This window comes from Motiliproteus sp. SC1-56, assembly GCF_017309075.1.
GTDB lineage: Bacteria > Pseudomonadota > Gammaproteobacteria > Pseudomonadales > Balneatricaceae > Motiliproteus.
On sequence record NZ_JAEMGS010000014.1, the window covers coordinates 81,016 to 96,500 of the forward strand.

The window sequence follows — 15,485 nt, forward strand, 5'->3', positions numbered from 1 at the left end:
TTTTCTCATGTGCGTTCACCTTTGCTTGTGAACTTCCTTTGCTTCGGTGCCCGAATCCTTCTTGGCTTCCAGACGCCACCAACGTACGAAAACGGCAGATGGACCTCCGCGGTTTCGTGTATTGAAAGCTTATGAGAAGTGCCCGAGGCCGGTGCTTAAGATTGGATTAAAAAAACATTAAAGTGGCCAAGGGTCGGAACCAATGGTCTAAAAACAAATCGTTAGGAAGCGCACGTGGCGGGCCCTTGGTCCGAGACCCGCTCGCGGATGAGAACTGATCGCGGCGGAGAGAAGCGGCGGCTCAGGCCTGCTCACCTTTCGAGCAGTTGGTTTTGTCACAACTGGGGCAGGCAAGCCCGTAGCCAAAGCCTTTCTCGTTGCGGATACACTGGTCAGACAGGCCAGCGGCGCCGAGCTTACGGCGCAGCTGGTGGATGTACTGCTGTACATCGTTGGCGGCGGCCCGCTGCGAATCGGGCCAGAGGTGTTCGATGATCTCCTTACAGGAGAGCAGACGCCCGTGGCTTTCCAGCAGGGTGTAGAGCAGCAGGTATTGCTTGGGGGTCAGTTTGAGGGGCGTGTCAAAGGCAAAGATGCGCTTCTGATCGGGATCGAAGCAGAAGGGGCCGAACTCCAGCTCCTGCTCTTCGCTCGCCGGCTCGGAGGCAACCGGGATCGGCTGCATCGCCGGCTCGCGGTGCTTCACCATGGCGAGCCGAATGCGGGCGTTCATCTCGTCGACATCAAAGGGCTTGATCAGGAACTCGTCGAAATCGTTCAGCACGTAGCCGGTAAACTGCCTGACCTTGTCCGGCGGCACCAGCAGGAGGGAGGGAATGTCGTTTTCGTCGCTGATCTGGCGCACCAGATGACCGCTGGCGGTATACAGGCTGTCGCTGTCCTGGAGAATGACGTGGGGTCTGAAGTTGCGGCAAAGGATCTGGGCCGCCTCCCCGTTTGGCGCCGTCTTCAGCGACCAGTGGTGCGCCTTGGCAAAGCGGCCCAGCATCGATTCGAGAGCGGAGTCTTTCACGACCAGTAATACATTCATGGGCCTGCTTCCTTGCTTCGTTGTCCCTGCGCTCTCTTACTTCTTCTTGGCTACATCCTTAGGCCGCCCCTGGGGCGCCACTACTTCCTTAAGCGCAAGGTCACCCTATCCGAAGCAAGTTTAGTGGTTAAACTGCGGGTCAATCGGGTCACCGTTCCTGATCTTAAGGAACTGCAATTTATGCACCAGCCGACCCCTTTGCCGCCGGCGCAACCTGGAAAAAAAAAAGCCCGTTTTTTGTTCGCCACTTAGACCAACGTGGGACCAACGTGGCGCACAAAGCCCTGCGCTTATTTTACCAATCCCGGGAAATTTTATCCCATTTTTGAGAAAGGTCTTTTTTCCTGAGAGCATTTAATACAAGTGATATATATCACAGCGATCGCCATCTAACAAGGAAGCCTACCCGGCGCCGGCTGTCGCCTGCAGGGGAACATTTGCAAGAAATGAGCGCGGGGAAGGAAGCGGGGGAGCGGGCAAAAAGCCCGCCGTGACGGGGATTATGAGCGGTCGTCGCCAGTGGCGGTTTGATAAGGAACGTTTATTTCATATAACCCTTTGAGGCGGTGGCGCAGCTCTTCGGTGACCGCTTCTGCATCCGCCTGGGTCTCCACCACCTGGGGCGTCAGGGTAATCATCAGCTCCGTGCGACGGCCCTCGTCTGCGGTACGGCTGAAGAGGGGGCCGACAAGGGGCACCCGCCGCAGCCAGGGGACGCCGGAGTTGCCGTAGGTGCCGTTTTCCAGGATCAGGCCGCCCAGCACAATGGTTTCGCCGCTCTGCACCACCACGGCGCTGTCGATGGTGCGCTGAATGAAGGAGACATTACCGCCGGCAAAGGTGTCCGGCCCCGGCTGGCTGATCTCCAGGCTGACCTCGAGCCGCACCAGCCCGGAGGCATGGATATGGGGAACCACCTGCAGCAGCACCCCGGTGTCGCGGTATTCGATCTCCTGGGTGATGGGCGCGTTGATATCCTGCACCCCCTGGGATTGGCGGCTGACGATGGGGATGGAGTCCCCCACCCGGATATTGCCGGCCTGGTTGTCGATCACCAGGATCTGCGGCGAGGAGAGAATCTTCAGCTTGGAGCTGCTGGCCAGGGCGTCGAACAGCAGGCGGATGTCCCCGCCCTTGCTGAACACGGTGGTGAAACCGCCCCCCAGGCTGCTGAAGTCGCCAAAGGAGGAGCGACCGTCGTAGCTGCCGAGGTTGTGCTTGATAAACCACTGCAGGCCGTAGGCCAGGCTGTCGGTCAGGGAGACCTCGGCGATGGTCGCCTCGATCAGCACCTGGCGGGGACGAATCTCCATCTTTTCCAGGGCGGCCTCGATGGTGCGGTGGTCCGCCCCGGTCGCCATCACCAGCAGGTTGTTGTTGGCTTGGTCGGGAATAATGGTGACGGTGTCACGGTTCTCCCCGATCTGGGACGCGGCCGCCACGGCCGGCAGCGCCAGCGCTCCGCCATCGAAGGCCGACATCGGCGCTGCGCCGTTCATCAAAGCAGGCTCTGCCCCGGCCTCCAGCCGCGGCGCCTCCTCGGGCAGCAACCCTGCCGCCACCGACGCCGTACCCGGCTCCTCGACATCGGGAAACAGCTGCTGGAGCAGGCCGGCAAAATACTCCGCCTTGCCGTTTCGCACCGGGTAGATACGAAGGTGCCGGCCCTGGGCATAACTTCCCTGGTCCAGCTGCTCGATCAGAGCCTGGGCGCGCTCCAGGTAGCGGTATTGTTTACTGAGTACCAACACGGCGTTAAGCCGCTCGATGGGCTCGAAATTCACCATCCCGTCGCCCCGGCCCGGGGTGCGATAAAAGATTTTTTCCAGCTCATTGATAACCGAGGAGGCGGCGGCGTGCTTCAAGGGATAGAGCCCCACCGAGAGGCCGCGAATCCAGTCCACGTCGAACATGCGGACCATCTCCAGCAACTGGACCATGTTCTGCCGGGGTGCGGAGATGATCAGCAGGTTGCGGCTGTTGCTGCCCTCGATGATCACCCCCGGGGGAGTCACCGGCTTGAGCACGGCCACCATTTCCGCCGCCGTCATGTAGTGCAGCGGGACCACCTGGATGCTGTATCCGGCTTCGGCCCGGGGCTGCTGGCCGAGTTTCGTGGCGGCCCCGGAAAGCATGGCGCTGCCGGCGGGCACCACCTTGTAGAGGCCATCGGCGTTAACCAGGACCGCGGAGTTAACCTGCAACAGGGTTTCAAGCACCGCCAGCAGTTTGTCGGTGGCGACCGGTTCACTGGTGTTGAGGGTGACCTTGCCCTGGACCCGCGGATCGATGACGTAGTTCTGCTTCAGCAGCTCACCCAGGATAAACCCGGCGACGTCGTGAAGATCGGCCTTTTCAAAGTTCAAGGTCACCTTTTCGCCGCTCTCGGGTTCGGCCTTGGCGCGCCCGGCTGCACCAACGAAGTGATCGGTGCCTTTTTGAATGACGCCCCCTTTGAGCGGGGCAGCCGAGATGGACGGTTCCGAGCCGTCATAGGCGTTGCAGATCTCGCAGCGCGGCGCTTCCGGGGGGGACTGCGACGCCGGTCGGGAGGGTAACGCGGAGGACGCCTGGGAGCCGTAGGTGTCATAAATGGCGTCGGGCTCTGTGCTCCAGGAACGTTCGTGCAAAGACTCACAGGCGCCTAATAAGAGTGTCAGGGCAGCAACGAAAATTCGATCCCGGCACGCCATCATCAGCACATCACGTCTCCCTGTAGACTTAAAGGTAAACCTAACACCAAGACCCAAATGGTCAAATCAGAAGGGAAATATTTCGAAAAATGGCGGCATATCCGCGCATTTTTTCGGCCAGCGACGCCCGAGTTGCCGTTCATGGTTTCGCCGCAGGCGCCGTTTTCAGCACCAGCCGCTGCTCCCGGCTGCCGCTGCTGAAACTCGCCTCGTTGGCGGTAATCTCCTCCAGCGTCCAGCCTGACAACCCCTCCCCTTCGCGCAACTGCTGCAGCTTGTCCCCGCTGTTTTTTCTCACCAGGATCGCCTTTTCGCCGGAGGTGATCACGATCCCTTCCAGAAGAAAGGGTAAGCTGGCGCCGGCCACGGCCTGCGCCTCGGTGACCGGCGGCCTGCGCCCTTCCACAAACAGGGGGCGCGCGGTGATTTCCTGGTAGGCGCTCAAGGGCGGCGGCGGCTCGATTTTCACCACCCCCTCCAGCGCCACCGGCTTGTGCGCGTACTCCCGGGCTTCCAGCGCGGGCCCCGGCTCTCTGAGCGAATTCACCAGTGCCAGCGCCAGCAACGCGCAGACCGCCAGCAGGACCCAGGTCAGGCGATCGGTCAGGGGCGTTCTCATACCCCCTCCGCCTTCATGTAACCGGCCAGGTCAAAGCGCACGTCCATCTGCAGGTTGGGGTTGCTGCGAAACGCCGCCCCGCTGGTGAGCCGACGCAGCATCAGCCCGCCCAGGAACAGGGACGGACGCCCGTTTTCCAGGGCATGGAGGCACTTCACCAGGCTCTGCTGGGGGGCGCGCATCTTGACGCTGATGCTGACCCGGATAAAACCGTCCTCCTCCCGCACCGGGTTGGCCTGCATGCTGCTCACCACGCCGCCCGCCGCCGCGATTCTGCGTTTGGCGATACCCTGCAGGGCCGCGATGGCCAGAGCCGTGGTCTCCTGGTTGAGGTAGGCATCATCCACGGAGTACTGTGCCTGCAGCTGCGTATACTGCTGCTCCAGCCCGGGCTTGCCGGCGGCAATGCCGCGGTACTTGTCGAGCCGGTGCACCATGTCGTCAAGTTGCTCCTGGGCCGCCCCCTTGGCAGCGGACAGCGGCAGCGCCACGGCGGCCACGAGCAGCACCAGCAGAGCGACCAGCAGGCCGACGGCGATCAGGCGAGAGTGCGACGGCATAGACGGGGCGTTTCTCATCCCTCGGACTCCTGCCTTAATTCCGCCGACAGGTGAAAGCGCTCGGTATCGGTATCGGCATCGGTGCCGGCAACACGGACCACGGGCGAGCGGAAGCGGACCCGGTGCAACAGGGGCGAACCTTCGAGCAGCTGCACCACTGTCGCCGCGGCGCTGGACTCGCCCTGCAGGAGCACCTCCTTACCCTGGATCTGCAGCTGCTGGATCCAGGTATCGTCCGGCAGGATCAGGGTCAGCTCGTGAAGAATATCGAGCTTTTTCACCTCGCCGCGATGCTTTTGCGCCAGGTAGGAGATGTCATCCCCCAGCTGTTCCAGCTTCTTGCGCAGGGCCTGCGCCTCTTTCGCCTCTGCATGGGCGGCCTCCAGCTGGGGCTCCAGCGCCTTGACCTGCGCGTTGAGCTGGTAGAGAGGCAGCAGCAGCCAGAGCCCCAGCAGCACCAGGGCCACCACCAGCAAGGCGGAGTTGATCAGCTGGGGAATCCGCCAGGCGCGGGGGCGCTGCGCCTTGGGCAACAGGTTAACGTCCAGGATGGCATCGCCGTCCGCCTCACGCAGGGTGATCTGGGCCGGCCCGAGGCCGTGGCTGTTGAGTTCTTCCAGCCAGGGATCAAGGTCGGCGCGGGGACAGAGCAACAGCTCAAGATGAATCTGTTGGCCGACGACATCCCGCTCCATGACCCGGTAGGCGTAATAGACCTGATCTTCTCGGTAGGGGGTGAGGCGGTCGAGTTCGTAGCGGATCACGTCCGGCAGGTTGTTCTCCACCGCGAGGGGCAGCGCCACACGCCGGCGCAAGACCCGCTCCGGCGGCAGCAGCAAAACCCGCTTGAGGGGGGTGACCTGCTGGCGGGCCTTGTCCCCGTCGGGATGGGTGAGCGAAGGCGCCTGCGGGCAGGGCTTGGTCCCCAGCTGAACGAGCCGGATATCCCGCTCGTCCAGCACCAGCCAGGCGCTGGACTGGCCGAAAGGCGCGCCGAGGCGCATCCAGTCGGGCATCAGGCCGATCAGCTCGTTGCGCCACCAGACACCGAACCGGCGCAGGCGCCCGCCGACCTCCCGAAGTCCAACCATCTTATCCCTGATCTCCGGTCATGATCCTTGACCCTTCCTCCCAGGACAGGATGCGATAATGCCCCGTCCGTCCGTCGTAGTTGACGGCGATCTCCCGATAAACCCGCCCGCCTCCCGTGGCCACCGCTTCGGCCCGCACCACGAAGGCGGGGCTGTCAGCGGTCTGGGTCAGGCCCCGGGTTTCGGCCAGGAAGGCGCCGTAGCCCGGATCCGCCTGCTCGCGCGCGGCCAGCAGGTCTTTAACGACCCTAGCATTCCCCTCTGCCAGCAACAACAACATCTGGCTATCGGCCGCAGCCGGGTTGACCGCCGCCATGCCCGAATGCACGGTAACGTAGGGACGGATTCTGCGGTAAAGGGCGGGCGTGACGCCCAGCAGTTTCAGCAGCTCGTCCTCGCGTTCAAAATCGGCGTCCTTGGCGCCGTAGTCGCGCCCCGCCATCAGGTAGGCCCGGTCTTCAGCCCCGTTCAGGCGCACCAGGTCGTTGCTGTCCCGCCAGTCCTGTAAGGTATCGATCAGGGCATCGCGCTGCTCCAGCGGCAACGCCAGGTGCTGGAACAGGCGCGACAGCAGCGGCCGCCCCGCCCGGTTCAAGTCGATAAAACCACTGGCGTTCTGTATCCGCACCGCGGCGTGCCCTGCCTCCATCTGCAGCCGGTTTTCTGCGCCATCCAGCCGCCAGTCCCGCGCCTCCGCGGGCTGGGCCACCTCAAAGATCGCCCGGGCGGTTCCGGCCTCGGCCAACAGCCGGGAACGGACGGCCTGCAACTGGTGTTTGGCCAACTGGGTTTCGGTTCGCACCATGTAACTGAAACTGCCCGCCAGCAGGGTGACCAGGCCAACCAGCCAGAGCACGGTCAAAAGCGCAACCCCCTGCTGGGTGCGGGTCGGGAGCAAACCGGTTTGCCGTCGCCGCGGGCGGCTCATGTGGGCTCCGGTGGCGCTTGCATATGGATCGGCAGGTAAAATTCGGGCCAGGCCGCCTCCCCCGTGAACTCGAGCCCCACCCGTATCAGGCGCGGCAGCTGCCGCTCGTGCCGCCACAGCCGCCGCCATTGGGCCTGCTTCCCCGGCGGCAGCGTGCCGTAATAGGCCAGTTGCAGCGATTTAACCCCCTCCACCAGCACGATGCGCTCGGGGTCACGGGCCTGGAATGGCTCCCGGTCCGGGTCCAGGGGCTGGAAGCGCATCACCAGCTGGCGCCCGTCCTCGGCAAAGGGCTGACCCTCGAGTTCGATCCAGACCTCGTAAAAGCCCCCTTCGCTGGCCCATGCCGCCAGTGGGGCGATGAATCGAAGGCCATCGACATCGCCTTCAAAGGTATCCCGAAGGCTGTCCTGGAACGCGGTCTTACGGCTGCTGACCAGGCCCACCTGACGGCGCAAAAAATCCCGCAGGGCGCGCTCCTCCGCCAGCGCCTGCACCACCGTCTGGCCCGCCCGCCACTGCTTCATCCCGAGGTGCAACCCGGAGTAACCCAGCAGCACCACCAGCGACATCAGGCTGACGGCCACCAGCAGCTCCACCAGGGTAAAGCCGGACCGGGGCTGCGTTTTCATCGTCGGACCCATTCGCCGTCAGCCTGGGCCACCCGCAGGGTATCGAGCTGCAACGCCCTGGGCTTTCCGGCACGCTGCCAGCTGACGGTCAGCGCCAGCCGGTACAGAACCAGCGGCGGCGCTTCACCAATCCGGGTGACCGGAGAGGAGGGTTTCGACACCGGCAGGACCTGCAGTTGCCAGCCGTATTTGTCGTCAAAGCGCCCTTCCCGTTCGGCCTCTTCGATGGGCTCCACCACTCCGACGGTGGCCAGGTGGGATTCCCCCAGCAACGCTGCCCGGCTGAAATCCTGGGAGAGGGCGAGACTGCGCAGGCCGTTGGAGAAGATGGCGTAGACGACTGACATGGAGAGGGTCAGGATCACGAAGGCCACCAGCAGCTCGATCAGGGTAAAACCCCGCGCGGCCCGGTTAAGGCGCAACGACCGTCGGCTCATCGACCTGAACCCTACCGGTTAGCCACTCAACCTTCATGGGGTAACGCTTACGCCCGTCGGTCAGCGCCAGGACGATGCCCTCGGCGGTGCCGTCTGGATAAAAACGGAGCCAGCGGGTCTGAGTCGGATCGGCGGGATCAGCCGGTCTGTCGGGCGTCTCTATCTGCCAGCCCGTGGCCAGGTGGTGTTTGTCCGTTTCTACCTGCCAGTAGGCCGTGGGTTCTATCGCCACTTTGGCGACCTGCTGGCGGTTGATCGCCTGGCTGCGAGCCCTGGCCAGGGTGGTCACCAGGTCCCTCACCTCGGCTTGCCCCTGCAGTTGGTGCATCCCCTTGGAAAATGACATGGGCACCAGCACGATCAACAGCGAGGCGATCGTCAGCACCACCAGCAGTTCGATCAGGGTAAAACCCGCTGCAAGCCCGCCGCCGGGCATCACGCGCGCCATGACCGGCTACCAGTTGCCCACGTCCTGATTCTCTTTATCGCCGCCGACAGCATTGTCGTACCCCAGGGTGTAGATGTCGTAATCGCCATTGCTGCCGGGCGACTTGTAGTGGTAGTCGCGGCCCCAGGGGTCTTTGGGCACCTGCTTTTTCTTCAGGTAAGGGCCGTTCCAGCTGCTCAGGCCGTCGGGTTCAACCACCAGGGCCTGCAACCCTTCTTCGGTGGTGGGATAGCGGCCGACCTCCAGGTTGAACAGATCGACACCGCCGGCCAGCTCCTCGATCTGCAACTGAGCGGTGTCGGTCTTCGCCTTCTTAAGGTACTTGAGCACCTGCGGCCCGGTAATGCCGGCCAACAGGCCGAGAATAACCAGCACCACCAGCAGTTCGATCAGGGTAAAGCCGTTTCTGTCACAAAAACGTTTCGTCGGTTTCATCATTGGATCTTCCCTTTTCCATCATGGCCGCGCCCGGCAGCCTGTCCGTTCAGAATGCCAGCTCGTTCACGCTGAGCATCGCCAGGAGGATGGAAATGACCACCCAGGCAATGACCGCCCCCAGCACCAGAATCAGGAGAGGCTCGAGCATTGAAAGCGCCCGCTTGAGGTGCGACTGGATGTCGCTGTCGTACCAGTTCGCCACCTTCTCCAGCATGTTTTCCAGTTCCCCCGACTCTTCTCCCACCGCGATCATCTGCTCGGCCAGGGGCGGAAACAGCGCCTGATCCGAAATCGCCTCCGCCAGCCGCCTGCCCTGGGAAACGTCGGTGCTGACCTGGGCCAGCCCCGCTCTCATCACCTCCGAGCGCTGGGTATCCCTGGCGATCTGCAGGGCTTTGAGCAGCGCCACCCCATTGCTCAGCAAGATGCTCAACATGCGACAAAAACGCGCCGTCTCCACCTTTACCGTCAGCGGGCCGATCATCGGCAGCCTGGCGACCAGGCGATGACAGTGATAACGAAACGAAGCCGAAACCTTCAACGCATGCCACCCGAGCACTACCCCGGCGGCGGCGGCGAGGGCCGCAATCCAGCCGTAATCCCTGACCCAGTCACCGGCGGCAATGGTGATGCGGGTGGACAGGGGCAACAGCTGCTCCATGCCCTCGAACAACTGCTCGAACTGGGGAACCACGAAGGTAAGCAGAAGCAATACCGAGGCCAGCGCGACGCTGGCCAGAATCACAGGATAGATGAGCGCGGAGATCAGGGTGTCCCGCAGCCACTTGCTGCGCTCCAGATAGGCGGCAAGATGGGTCAGCACCGTGTTGAGCGCGCCACTGGCCTCCCCCGAGCGGATCAGGCTGATGTAGAAGGGGCTGAAAATCCCCTTTTGTGCGGCGAACGCATCCCCCAGGGTGCTGCCTGAACGGATACGCTCGACCGTATCCTCCAGGGCCGCGCGCACCTGGCCGCTCTCGTTGACGGTTGCCAGCAGGCGCAGGGTTTTCTCCAGGGGCAGCCCGGCCTGCAGCATGGTGGCGAATTCCTGGGTAAAGGTGTTGATCTCGCTGAGACTCGCCTTTTGCGAACGCCATCCCAGGGCCAGCCCCGCACGCTTGCTGCCGTCACCGATCTGCAAGGGGATCAGCTTCTGAGCCTGCAACTGTTCTGCCACATCGTCGACGGAAACCCCGGTCAGGGTTCCCTGCACAACCTCTCCTTTATAGCTGGTGGCCCGGTAATGGAAGCTCGGCATACTCATTTTTCCATGGTGACGCGAAGGACCTCTTCAATGGAGGTTATTCCCGCCACCACTTTGGCCAGGCCGCTCTCAAACAGGGTCGACATGCCTTGCCGCTTGGCCTGCTGCACCAGCTCGACGCTGTTTTTCGACGCCAGAATCGACTGCTTCAACTCGTCGGTCATCTCCAGCAGCTCGGCAATACAGCTGCGCCCCACGTAACCGGTATGGTGGCAGTGGCCGCAGCCCCGGGCGCGATACAGGGTTATCTCGCCGGGGCCGGCGATTTGCTCGAGTGACCATTTACGAACCAGCTCCGCGGGCGCGGCATAGGGCTCACGACACTGCTGGCAGAGGTTGCGTACCAGCCGCTGCGCCAGTATGCCGATGACCGAGGAGGTGATCAGGTAATCTTCAACCCGCATGTCCAGCATCCGGGTGATGCTGCTCACCGCATCATTGGTATGCAGGGTCGAGAGCACCAGGTGGCCGGTCAGGGCGGACTGGACGGCAATCTGTGCGGTTTCCTGGTCACGCATTTCACCAATCATCAGAATATCCGGGTCCTGGCGCAGCAACGACCGGAGGGTGTTGGCGAAGGTCAGTCCGATGCTGCTGTTGACCTGTATCTGGTTGATCCCTTCTAGCTGGTACTCCACCGGGTCCTCAACGCTCAGTATCTTGCGCTCGGGGGTGTTGAGATACTGCAACGCCGTATAGAGGCTGGTGGTTTTCCCGCTACCGGTCGGCCCGGTCACCAGCAAAATACCGTGCGGCCGGCGAAGCAGGGCCAGCAACCGCGCTTGCGTATCCTCGCTGAAGCCCAGCACCCCAAACTCCAGCCGCACGTGCGCCCGGTCGAGGATCCGCATCACCAGGCTCTCGCCCACCATGGAGGGCACGGTGGAGACCCGCAGGTCCAGGTCCCTGCCGTTTTGACGAATGTGAAAGCGCCCGTCCTGTGGCAGTCGGCGCTCGGCGATATCCAGGTTGGCCATGATCTTGACCCGGGAGATGACCGCCGGGCCATACTCGGCGGTGAGGGTATCACTCTCTCTGAGCACACCGTCGATGCGGTAGCGAACCCGCAGCTGATTGGTAAATGGCTCGATATGGATATCGGATGCCCCCTGCTCCGCGGCGCGCTGCAGGATCTGGTTGAGCTGTTTGATCACCGGCGCTTCGCTGGCCAGCTCTTTGAGGTGTTCGATATCGTGGCTGAACTGGGCCTCTGCGCCCCCTTTGGCCTCCTCCTCGGCCGCCTCAAACAGCGCCTTCTGGATCCGCTCGATTTCAGACGGCAGGCCGATACTAACCTGCACCTCCTTCCCCGAGATCATCCGCAGAGACTCAATAACAAACCGGTCCCCTGGGTTCTCCATCACGACATTCAGCGTCCGCTCGTCGACGCCAACGATCAGGGCCCGGCTGTCTTTGAGAAACTTGGAAGAGACCTGGTCTTCCAAAAATAACTGGTCGGGAAACTGCTCAGAAGAGGCCAACGGGACGTGCAACTGACCGGCGAGACAGCCCACCACCTGACGCTCGGACACGAGGCCGAGCTTGACGAGAATCCCGCCCAGGCGCTCGGCGCCGGATTGCTGAACCTGGACCCGCAGGGCGCGCTCGAGGTCGGGCTCGGCGAGTGCGCCTTCATCAACCAGAATTTCGCCCAATCGGGGTGATGGGGCGTAAGCTTGAGCGGCATTCAGCGAAGCCATAGGCGCTATCTCAACCCGGAAAAACAACGGTAATTATAATCGGGATATCGATAGAGACTAACTCGGCCTCGAGCTAAATGAACCGACAGGATATTAAATAGGGATTAAATCAAACTTATTTTTTACTTAATTTATTAAGGCAAAAATAAGGGAGAGGCTGTCCTCGATTTGATGTTGTTCGCACGGAAGCTCGCCCGCTACTCCGGCGCCTCTAGCCGGCCTACGTAGTTTTCAAAATATTGCCTGGCGATCAGCTCCGCCGAAGCACGGCGTTGATTCGAGAGCAGTTCCCGCGCCCGGTCAGCGTTCTCCTTCGCTTCCGGATTGCCTTGTAGCGCCGATACGGTGAACCAGGCGTATGCCTCAATATCATTGGGCTCAACGCCTTTCCCCATAGCGTACATCACACCCAGCGCGTTCTGGGCCAGCGCGTGTCCCCGTTCTGCCGCCGCCCGATACAGCCGCACGGCCTGCTCGGCATCGGCCTCAACACCTTCGCCCTTACGATACATATTGGCCAGGTTGTAAATGCTTCGAGGGTCGCCATCTTGAGACAATTTTTTAAACTCACTGAACGCCGCACTGAAATCGCCCGCGTTGTAGTTTTCCACCGCCTGTTCAAAGTCGGCCCGCGCGCTGACTACTGAAAGCAACAGGGTGAAAAATGTGAGAGCTTTAAATAATCGAGCCGGCATTAGCTACTCCTTGTTTATATATACCCGCGCCTTGGTCGACGCTAGGCCTATCCCTGGTGTACGCCAGATTATAGGTGACGCCCAACGAACCTGGATTCCCTGCCCCAGCCGGAGCAGCCAGTGGCTACAACTGACCAACACCAGATCGCATGCGGCATGAACGGATGGGGCAGACGTTCTTGGCCGGACGTTGGCGAGCACCTACCGTGCCGCCAACCCCAGACCCAAAAACGCGAGCGCAAGGAGAAAGAGCTAAAACCGGTGATTATCCATCAGCCGCCAGCCCGAGCAACGCTGACTGAATCAACGCCAAGCCCAGCCCCCAAGGACGAGGAGCGACGACCACCCCCTGCCTAATCTAAAGCGGGCGCGAACCTATCCACAGGCTCATCGCGTCCGGAACCACGCCGGGTGAGACGCCCGGACAAGGTATGACGGCGACTGTCGCGCGCTTGATGAACGCCCTTCTAGCCGCCTGCGGCGGAGGGCGTGGACTGAACCGAGGGCAGTTCATCGCCATTCTGCCTAAGGTCTTCAAAGCTTTCCCGCAACCCGACGAAGGCCAGGATGCCATAAAGAAGCAGCGCCGCGTTGAATCCGGCAAACCCTGCATGGAGCCAGCGTTCGGCCGTTACGTCTAGGCCGGCCGATATGATCCACTGGAACAGAATCAGGTAGAGGGCCACGACATAAAGTGGAGCCGCGGCCGTTCTGCCCTGGACTTTTGGCGTTCGACCAAAGGGAATCTTCTCCTTGGTCCAGAACTGCTGCACAGATTTCAGTACCCCGCCCAAGTTAACGGGGATCAGCACCAGGTTAAGGGCGTAGACACGCACCATATCGCTGGCACGATACCCCAGTTGGATCAGGTCCCGGCTGTACAGGGCGAAGTAAGGCAGCGCCGTCAGCGGCAGCCACAGGCTCTGGATATTATCCGTCAGCGGCAGCGCGAGGACGATCAACAGCCCTGTATTGACCAGCGCGATTGAGGCCAGGTAATGGATACGCATGAAGGCCTGGGGCAGCTTTCGCAGCCGGCCCGGGCCGCGGCCAAGAAAGGCCAGTAACTTGGGCAGGATGATCAGGCCACCGTTGGCCCAGCGACGCCGTTGAATAAGCAGCGAGCCGAAGTCCGGCGGCGTGGCGCTGAAGGCGAGGCGCTCGGGATAGTTGTGCAGTTGCCAGCCGCGATCGATCAGGTCGATGCTGGACTCGGTGTCCTCGATGACAGTCCGGTCCTGAATATAACGGCGCACGGTAAAGCCTCGCTCGTCATACTCCTCGGCAATCGCTTCCAGCGCCTCTTTGCGTAGCAGTGCGTTAGCGCCAACCCAGAACGTTGAGCCCCAGCCCGTGAAACCCTGGTGGATAATGTACTGAATGTCGGTGGTGGCGCCGGCCACCCGCTCCAGAACGCCGGGCGCACCGGGAACCGCGCTGTAGGGCGTCTGAACCACGGCCAAGCGCGTATTGGCTGGCTTTTGCATTTCGTGAATAAGGCGCAGCCCGTAGTCGGGCACGATGATACTGTCGGCATCCAGGGTAATCAGAAACTCAGCGTCAGCGACGCTGAGATCCGCCTCTTCAGCCGGGCACGCCTCCAGCAAGGTACCCTGGGGGCTCTCGACGTAGCGCAGATGGCTGCCCATGATGCCGATATAACTGTTCAGGTTCATCGCCTTGTTAGGCTCATGAGAGAGGTTCGCAAAGTGCTTGCGTTCAAAGCTGTCGATTTTGACGTTAAAAAGCGAGGCGAGCCGACGATACTCCCGGGCGACTTGATTGACGTCGAACCGGGCATCACTCGGCGCTTCACGTGAGAGCTCTGCGGCTCGGCTTGCTAAAGCCAAGGCCTGACGCGCCAGCACCTGCGAGCAGAACAGCTGGTCGGCATGGTCTTCACAGTGCCATTGCTCACGGGTAGCCCCAAACCACAGGCTCGCCCGTCGATAAAGGCCGACCAGCCGTTGCCGCTCTTCGCAGACGTCCACGTCACCGGCTGCCCGGCGTTGCTCAAACCCGTCAAGCGCCGCGCTGAATTGCGCGGCCGGCTCTGCCAGCATCTGACAGATGCGCATGGGCAAACTGCGGGCTTCCTCGAGCAGCGCAGCGTCGTGCGACGTGTGCGCGGTGGGCGGATCATCGATCAGCAAGGTCACCCGCCGGTTGGGGTACTCCTGCAAGACGGCTGACAACAACGTGGCAAGCACCACCCGCGGTTCCTCTTTGTAACTGGGCACAAGGATCGCCAGCGGGGGCGCATCAGGCTGGTCAAAAACTGCCTCGAGATTCGCTCGGCTGGCGCGGCGGTGACGTTTGGCCCGCTTTAAGTAGGAGAGGCGGGCAAGCTGATAGACCAGCCCACCGTACACCAGCGCACCGACTATGACGGCAAAGCTGCCGTCGCGGGCCAGCGACAACCACTGCCCACGGGCTAATTCCGCCATCAGCAGTGGAGCGATCTCGAAAGTGGCACCGATACACGCCGTCAAAGTGATGGCCAATGCCAAGAGCGTGAGGGCAATCTCTGTATTGGGGTTTTCGGGAGTGCTTTTTTGCAGGACAGGGGAAACGGGCCGAGCCTTCGGCGACATTACAGCATTCAAAGTGGACCTCCATGTTCACTGAACCCGGTAGCAAGGCATCAGGTATCGGGTTCGGATAACTCTAGCAGAGAAAGATGACAGTGCTAATTAAGCAAAAGAATAATAAAGTGCCACCTCTTTTTTCGGCAAGCCAAAATAGATATAAAAACCAGACACTTAAAATCTTACGCGTTGAAAACGAAAAACCCCCGGCACAGTGTGCCGGGGGTTTCTCAGGATAAGGCGCTTGGCGATGACCTACTCTCACATGGGGAGACCCCACACTACCATCGGCGCTGGACCGTTTCACTTCTGAGTTCGGGATGGAGTCAGGTGGTTCCGGA

General features: G+C 61.7%; 14 protein-coding genes and 1 rRNA gene. All 15 read right to left on the reverse strand.

What is annotated here, in order from left to right:
- Nucleotides 1–301: 301 nt before the first annotated feature.
- Nucleotides 302–1,051 (reverse strand): response regulator transcription factor, encoded by a 750-nt coding sequence (locus tag JGZ97_RS14930; protein WP_207063472.1) that lies wholly within the window; start codon nt 1,049–1,051, stop codon nt 302–304.
- A 500-nt stretch (nt 1,052–1,551) separates the two neighbouring features.
- Nucleotides 1,552–3,681, reverse strand: a complete 2,130-nt coding sequence (gene gspD, locus JGZ97_RS14935) for a type II secretion system secretin GspD (protein ID WP_207063474.1) — start codon at nt 3,679–3,681, stop codon at nt 1,552–1,554.
- Between the two features lie 202 nt (nt 3,682–3,883).
- On the reverse strand, nt 3,884–4,363 hold the full coding sequence (locus tag JGZ97_RS14940; protein WP_207063475.1) for a hypothetical protein: 480 nt from the start codon (nt 4,361–4,363) through the stop codon (nt 3,884–3,886).
- Nucleotides 4,360–4,941, reverse strand: coding sequence for a type II secretion system protein GspM (gene gspM / locus JGZ97_RS14945; protein ID WP_207063476.1), 582 nt, complete (start codon nt 4,939–4,941; stop codon nt 4,360–4,362). The genes JGZ97_RS14940 and gspM overlap by 4 nt, the downstream gene beginning before the upstream one ends.
- Entirely contained in the window at nt 4,938–6,014 is a 1,077-nt protein-coding gene (locus tag JGZ97_RS14950) for a PilN domain-containing protein (protein ID WP_207063477.1), read from the reverse strand. The genes gspM and JGZ97_RS14950 overlap by 4 nt, the downstream gene beginning before the upstream one ends.
- 1 nt (nt 6,015) lies before the next feature.
- Entirely contained in the window at nt 6,016–6,942 is a 927-nt protein-coding gene (locus JGZ97_RS14955) for a general secretion pathway protein GspK (protein WP_207063478.1), read from the reverse strand.
- Nucleotides 6,939–7,574, reverse strand: coding sequence for a prepilin-type N-terminal cleavage/methylation domain-containing protein (locus JGZ97_RS14960; protein ID WP_207063479.1), 636 nt, complete (start codon nt 7,572–7,574; stop codon nt 6,939–6,941). The genes JGZ97_RS14955 and JGZ97_RS14960 overlap by 4 nt, the downstream gene beginning before the upstream one ends.
- The gene (locus JGZ97_RS14965) at nt 7,571–8,011 is read right to left on the reverse strand and encodes a prepilin-type N-terminal cleavage/methylation domain-containing protein (RefSeq protein ID WP_207063480.1); all 441 of its coding nucleotides are present in this window, start codon (nt 8,009–8,011) and stop codon (nt 7,571–7,573) included. The genes JGZ97_RS14960 and JGZ97_RS14965 overlap by 4 nt, the downstream gene beginning before the upstream one ends.
- Nucleotides 7,986–8,459 (reverse strand): GspH/FimT family pseudopilin, encoded by a 474-nt coding sequence (locus JGZ97_RS14970; protein WP_207063493.1) that lies wholly within the window; start codon nt 8,457–8,459, stop codon nt 7,986–7,988. Before JGZ97_RS14970 ends, JGZ97_RS14965 begins: the two co-directional genes overlap by 26 nt.
- A 6-nt stretch (nt 8,460–8,465) precedes the next feature.
- Nucleotides 8,466–8,894 (reverse strand): type II secretion system major pseudopilin GspG, encoded by a 429-nt coding sequence (gene gspG / locus JGZ97_RS14975; protein WP_242521809.1) that lies wholly within the window; start codon nt 8,892–8,894, stop codon nt 8,466–8,468.
- A gap of 49 nt (nt 8,895–8,943) precedes the next feature.
- The gene (locus JGZ97_RS14980; protein ID WP_207063483.1) at nt 8,944–10,155 is read right to left on the reverse strand and encodes a type II secretion system F family protein; all 1,212 of its coding nucleotides are present in this window, start codon (nt 10,153–10,155) and stop codon (nt 8,944–8,946) included.
- Nucleotides 10,156–10,157: 2 nt separating this feature from the next.
- Nucleotides 10,158–11,861 (reverse strand): GspE/PulE family protein, encoded by a 1,704-nt coding sequence (locus tag JGZ97_RS14985; protein WP_207063485.1) that lies wholly within the window; start codon nt 11,859–11,861, stop codon nt 10,158–10,160.
- 197 nt (nt 11,862–12,058) lie between these two features.
- On the reverse strand, nt 12,059–12,556 hold the full coding sequence (locus tag JGZ97_RS14990; protein WP_207063486.1) for a tetratricopeptide repeat protein: 498 nt from the start codon (nt 12,554–12,556) through the stop codon (nt 12,059–12,061).
- A 467-nt stretch (nt 12,557–13,023) separates the two neighbouring features.
- The gene (locus JGZ97_RS14995; RefSeq protein WP_207063488.1) at nt 13,024–15,003 is read right to left on the reverse strand and encodes a glycosyltransferase family 2 protein; all 1,980 of its coding nucleotides are present in this window, start codon (nt 15,001–15,003) and stop codon (nt 13,024–13,026) included.
- A 383-nt stretch (nt 15,004–15,386) separates the two neighbouring features.
- Nucleotides 15,387–15,485, reverse strand: a 5S ribosomal RNA gene (gene rrf, locus JGZ97_RS15000); the annotation flags it as partial.

Coding starts and splice junctions, on each gene's coding strand:
- gspM (WP_207063476.1), bottom strand. CDS start 4,941: ATGAGAAACGCCCCGTCTATGCCGTCGCACTCTCGCCTGATCGCCGTC.
- JGZ97_RS14955 (WP_207063478.1), bottom strand. CDS start 6,942: ATGAGCCGCCCGCGGCGACGGCAAACCGGTTTGCTCCCGACCCGCACC.
- JGZ97_RS14985 (WP_207063485.1), bottom strand. CDS start 11,861: ATGGCTTCGCTGAATGCCGCTCAAGCTTACGCCCCATCACCCCGATTG.
- JGZ97_RS14950 (WP_207063477.1), bottom strand. CDS start 6,014: ATGGTTGGACTTCGGGAGGTCGGCGGGCGCCTGCGCCGGTTCGGTGTC.
- JGZ97_RS14940 (WP_207063475.1), bottom strand. CDS start 4,363: ATGAGAACGCCCCTGACCGATCGCCTGACCTGGGTCCTGCTGGCGGTC.
- JGZ97_RS14990 (WP_207063486.1), bottom strand. CDS start 12,556: ATGCCGGCTCGATTATTTAAAGCTCTCACATTTTTCACCCTGTTGCTT.
- gspG (WP_242521809.1), bottom strand. CDS start 8,894: ATGAAACCGACGAAACGTTTTTGTGACAGAAACGGCTTTACCCTGATC.
- JGZ97_RS14960 (WP_207063479.1), bottom strand. CDS start 7,574: ATGAAAACGCAGCCCCGGTCCGGCTTTACCCTGGTGGAGCTGCTGGTG.
- JGZ97_RS14995 (WP_207063488.1), bottom strand. CDS start 15,003: ATGGCGGAATTAGCCCGTGGGCAGTGGTTGTCGCTGGCCCGCGACGGC.
- JGZ97_RS14980 (WP_207063483.1), bottom strand. CDS start 10,155: ATGCCGAGCTTCCATTACCGGGCCACCAGCTATAAAGGAGAGGTTGTG.
- JGZ97_RS14965 (WP_207063480.1), bottom strand. CDS start 8,011: ATGAGCCGACGGTCGTTGCGCCTTAACCGGGCCGCGCGGGGTTTTACC.
- JGZ97_RS14930 (WP_207063472.1), bottom strand. CDS start 1,051: ATGAATGTATTACTGGTCGTGAAAGACTCCGCTCTCGAATCGATGCTG.
- JGZ97_RS14970 (WP_207063493.1), bottom strand. CDS start 8,459: ATGGCGCGCGTGATGCCCGGCGGCGGGCTTGCAGCGGGTTTTACCCTG.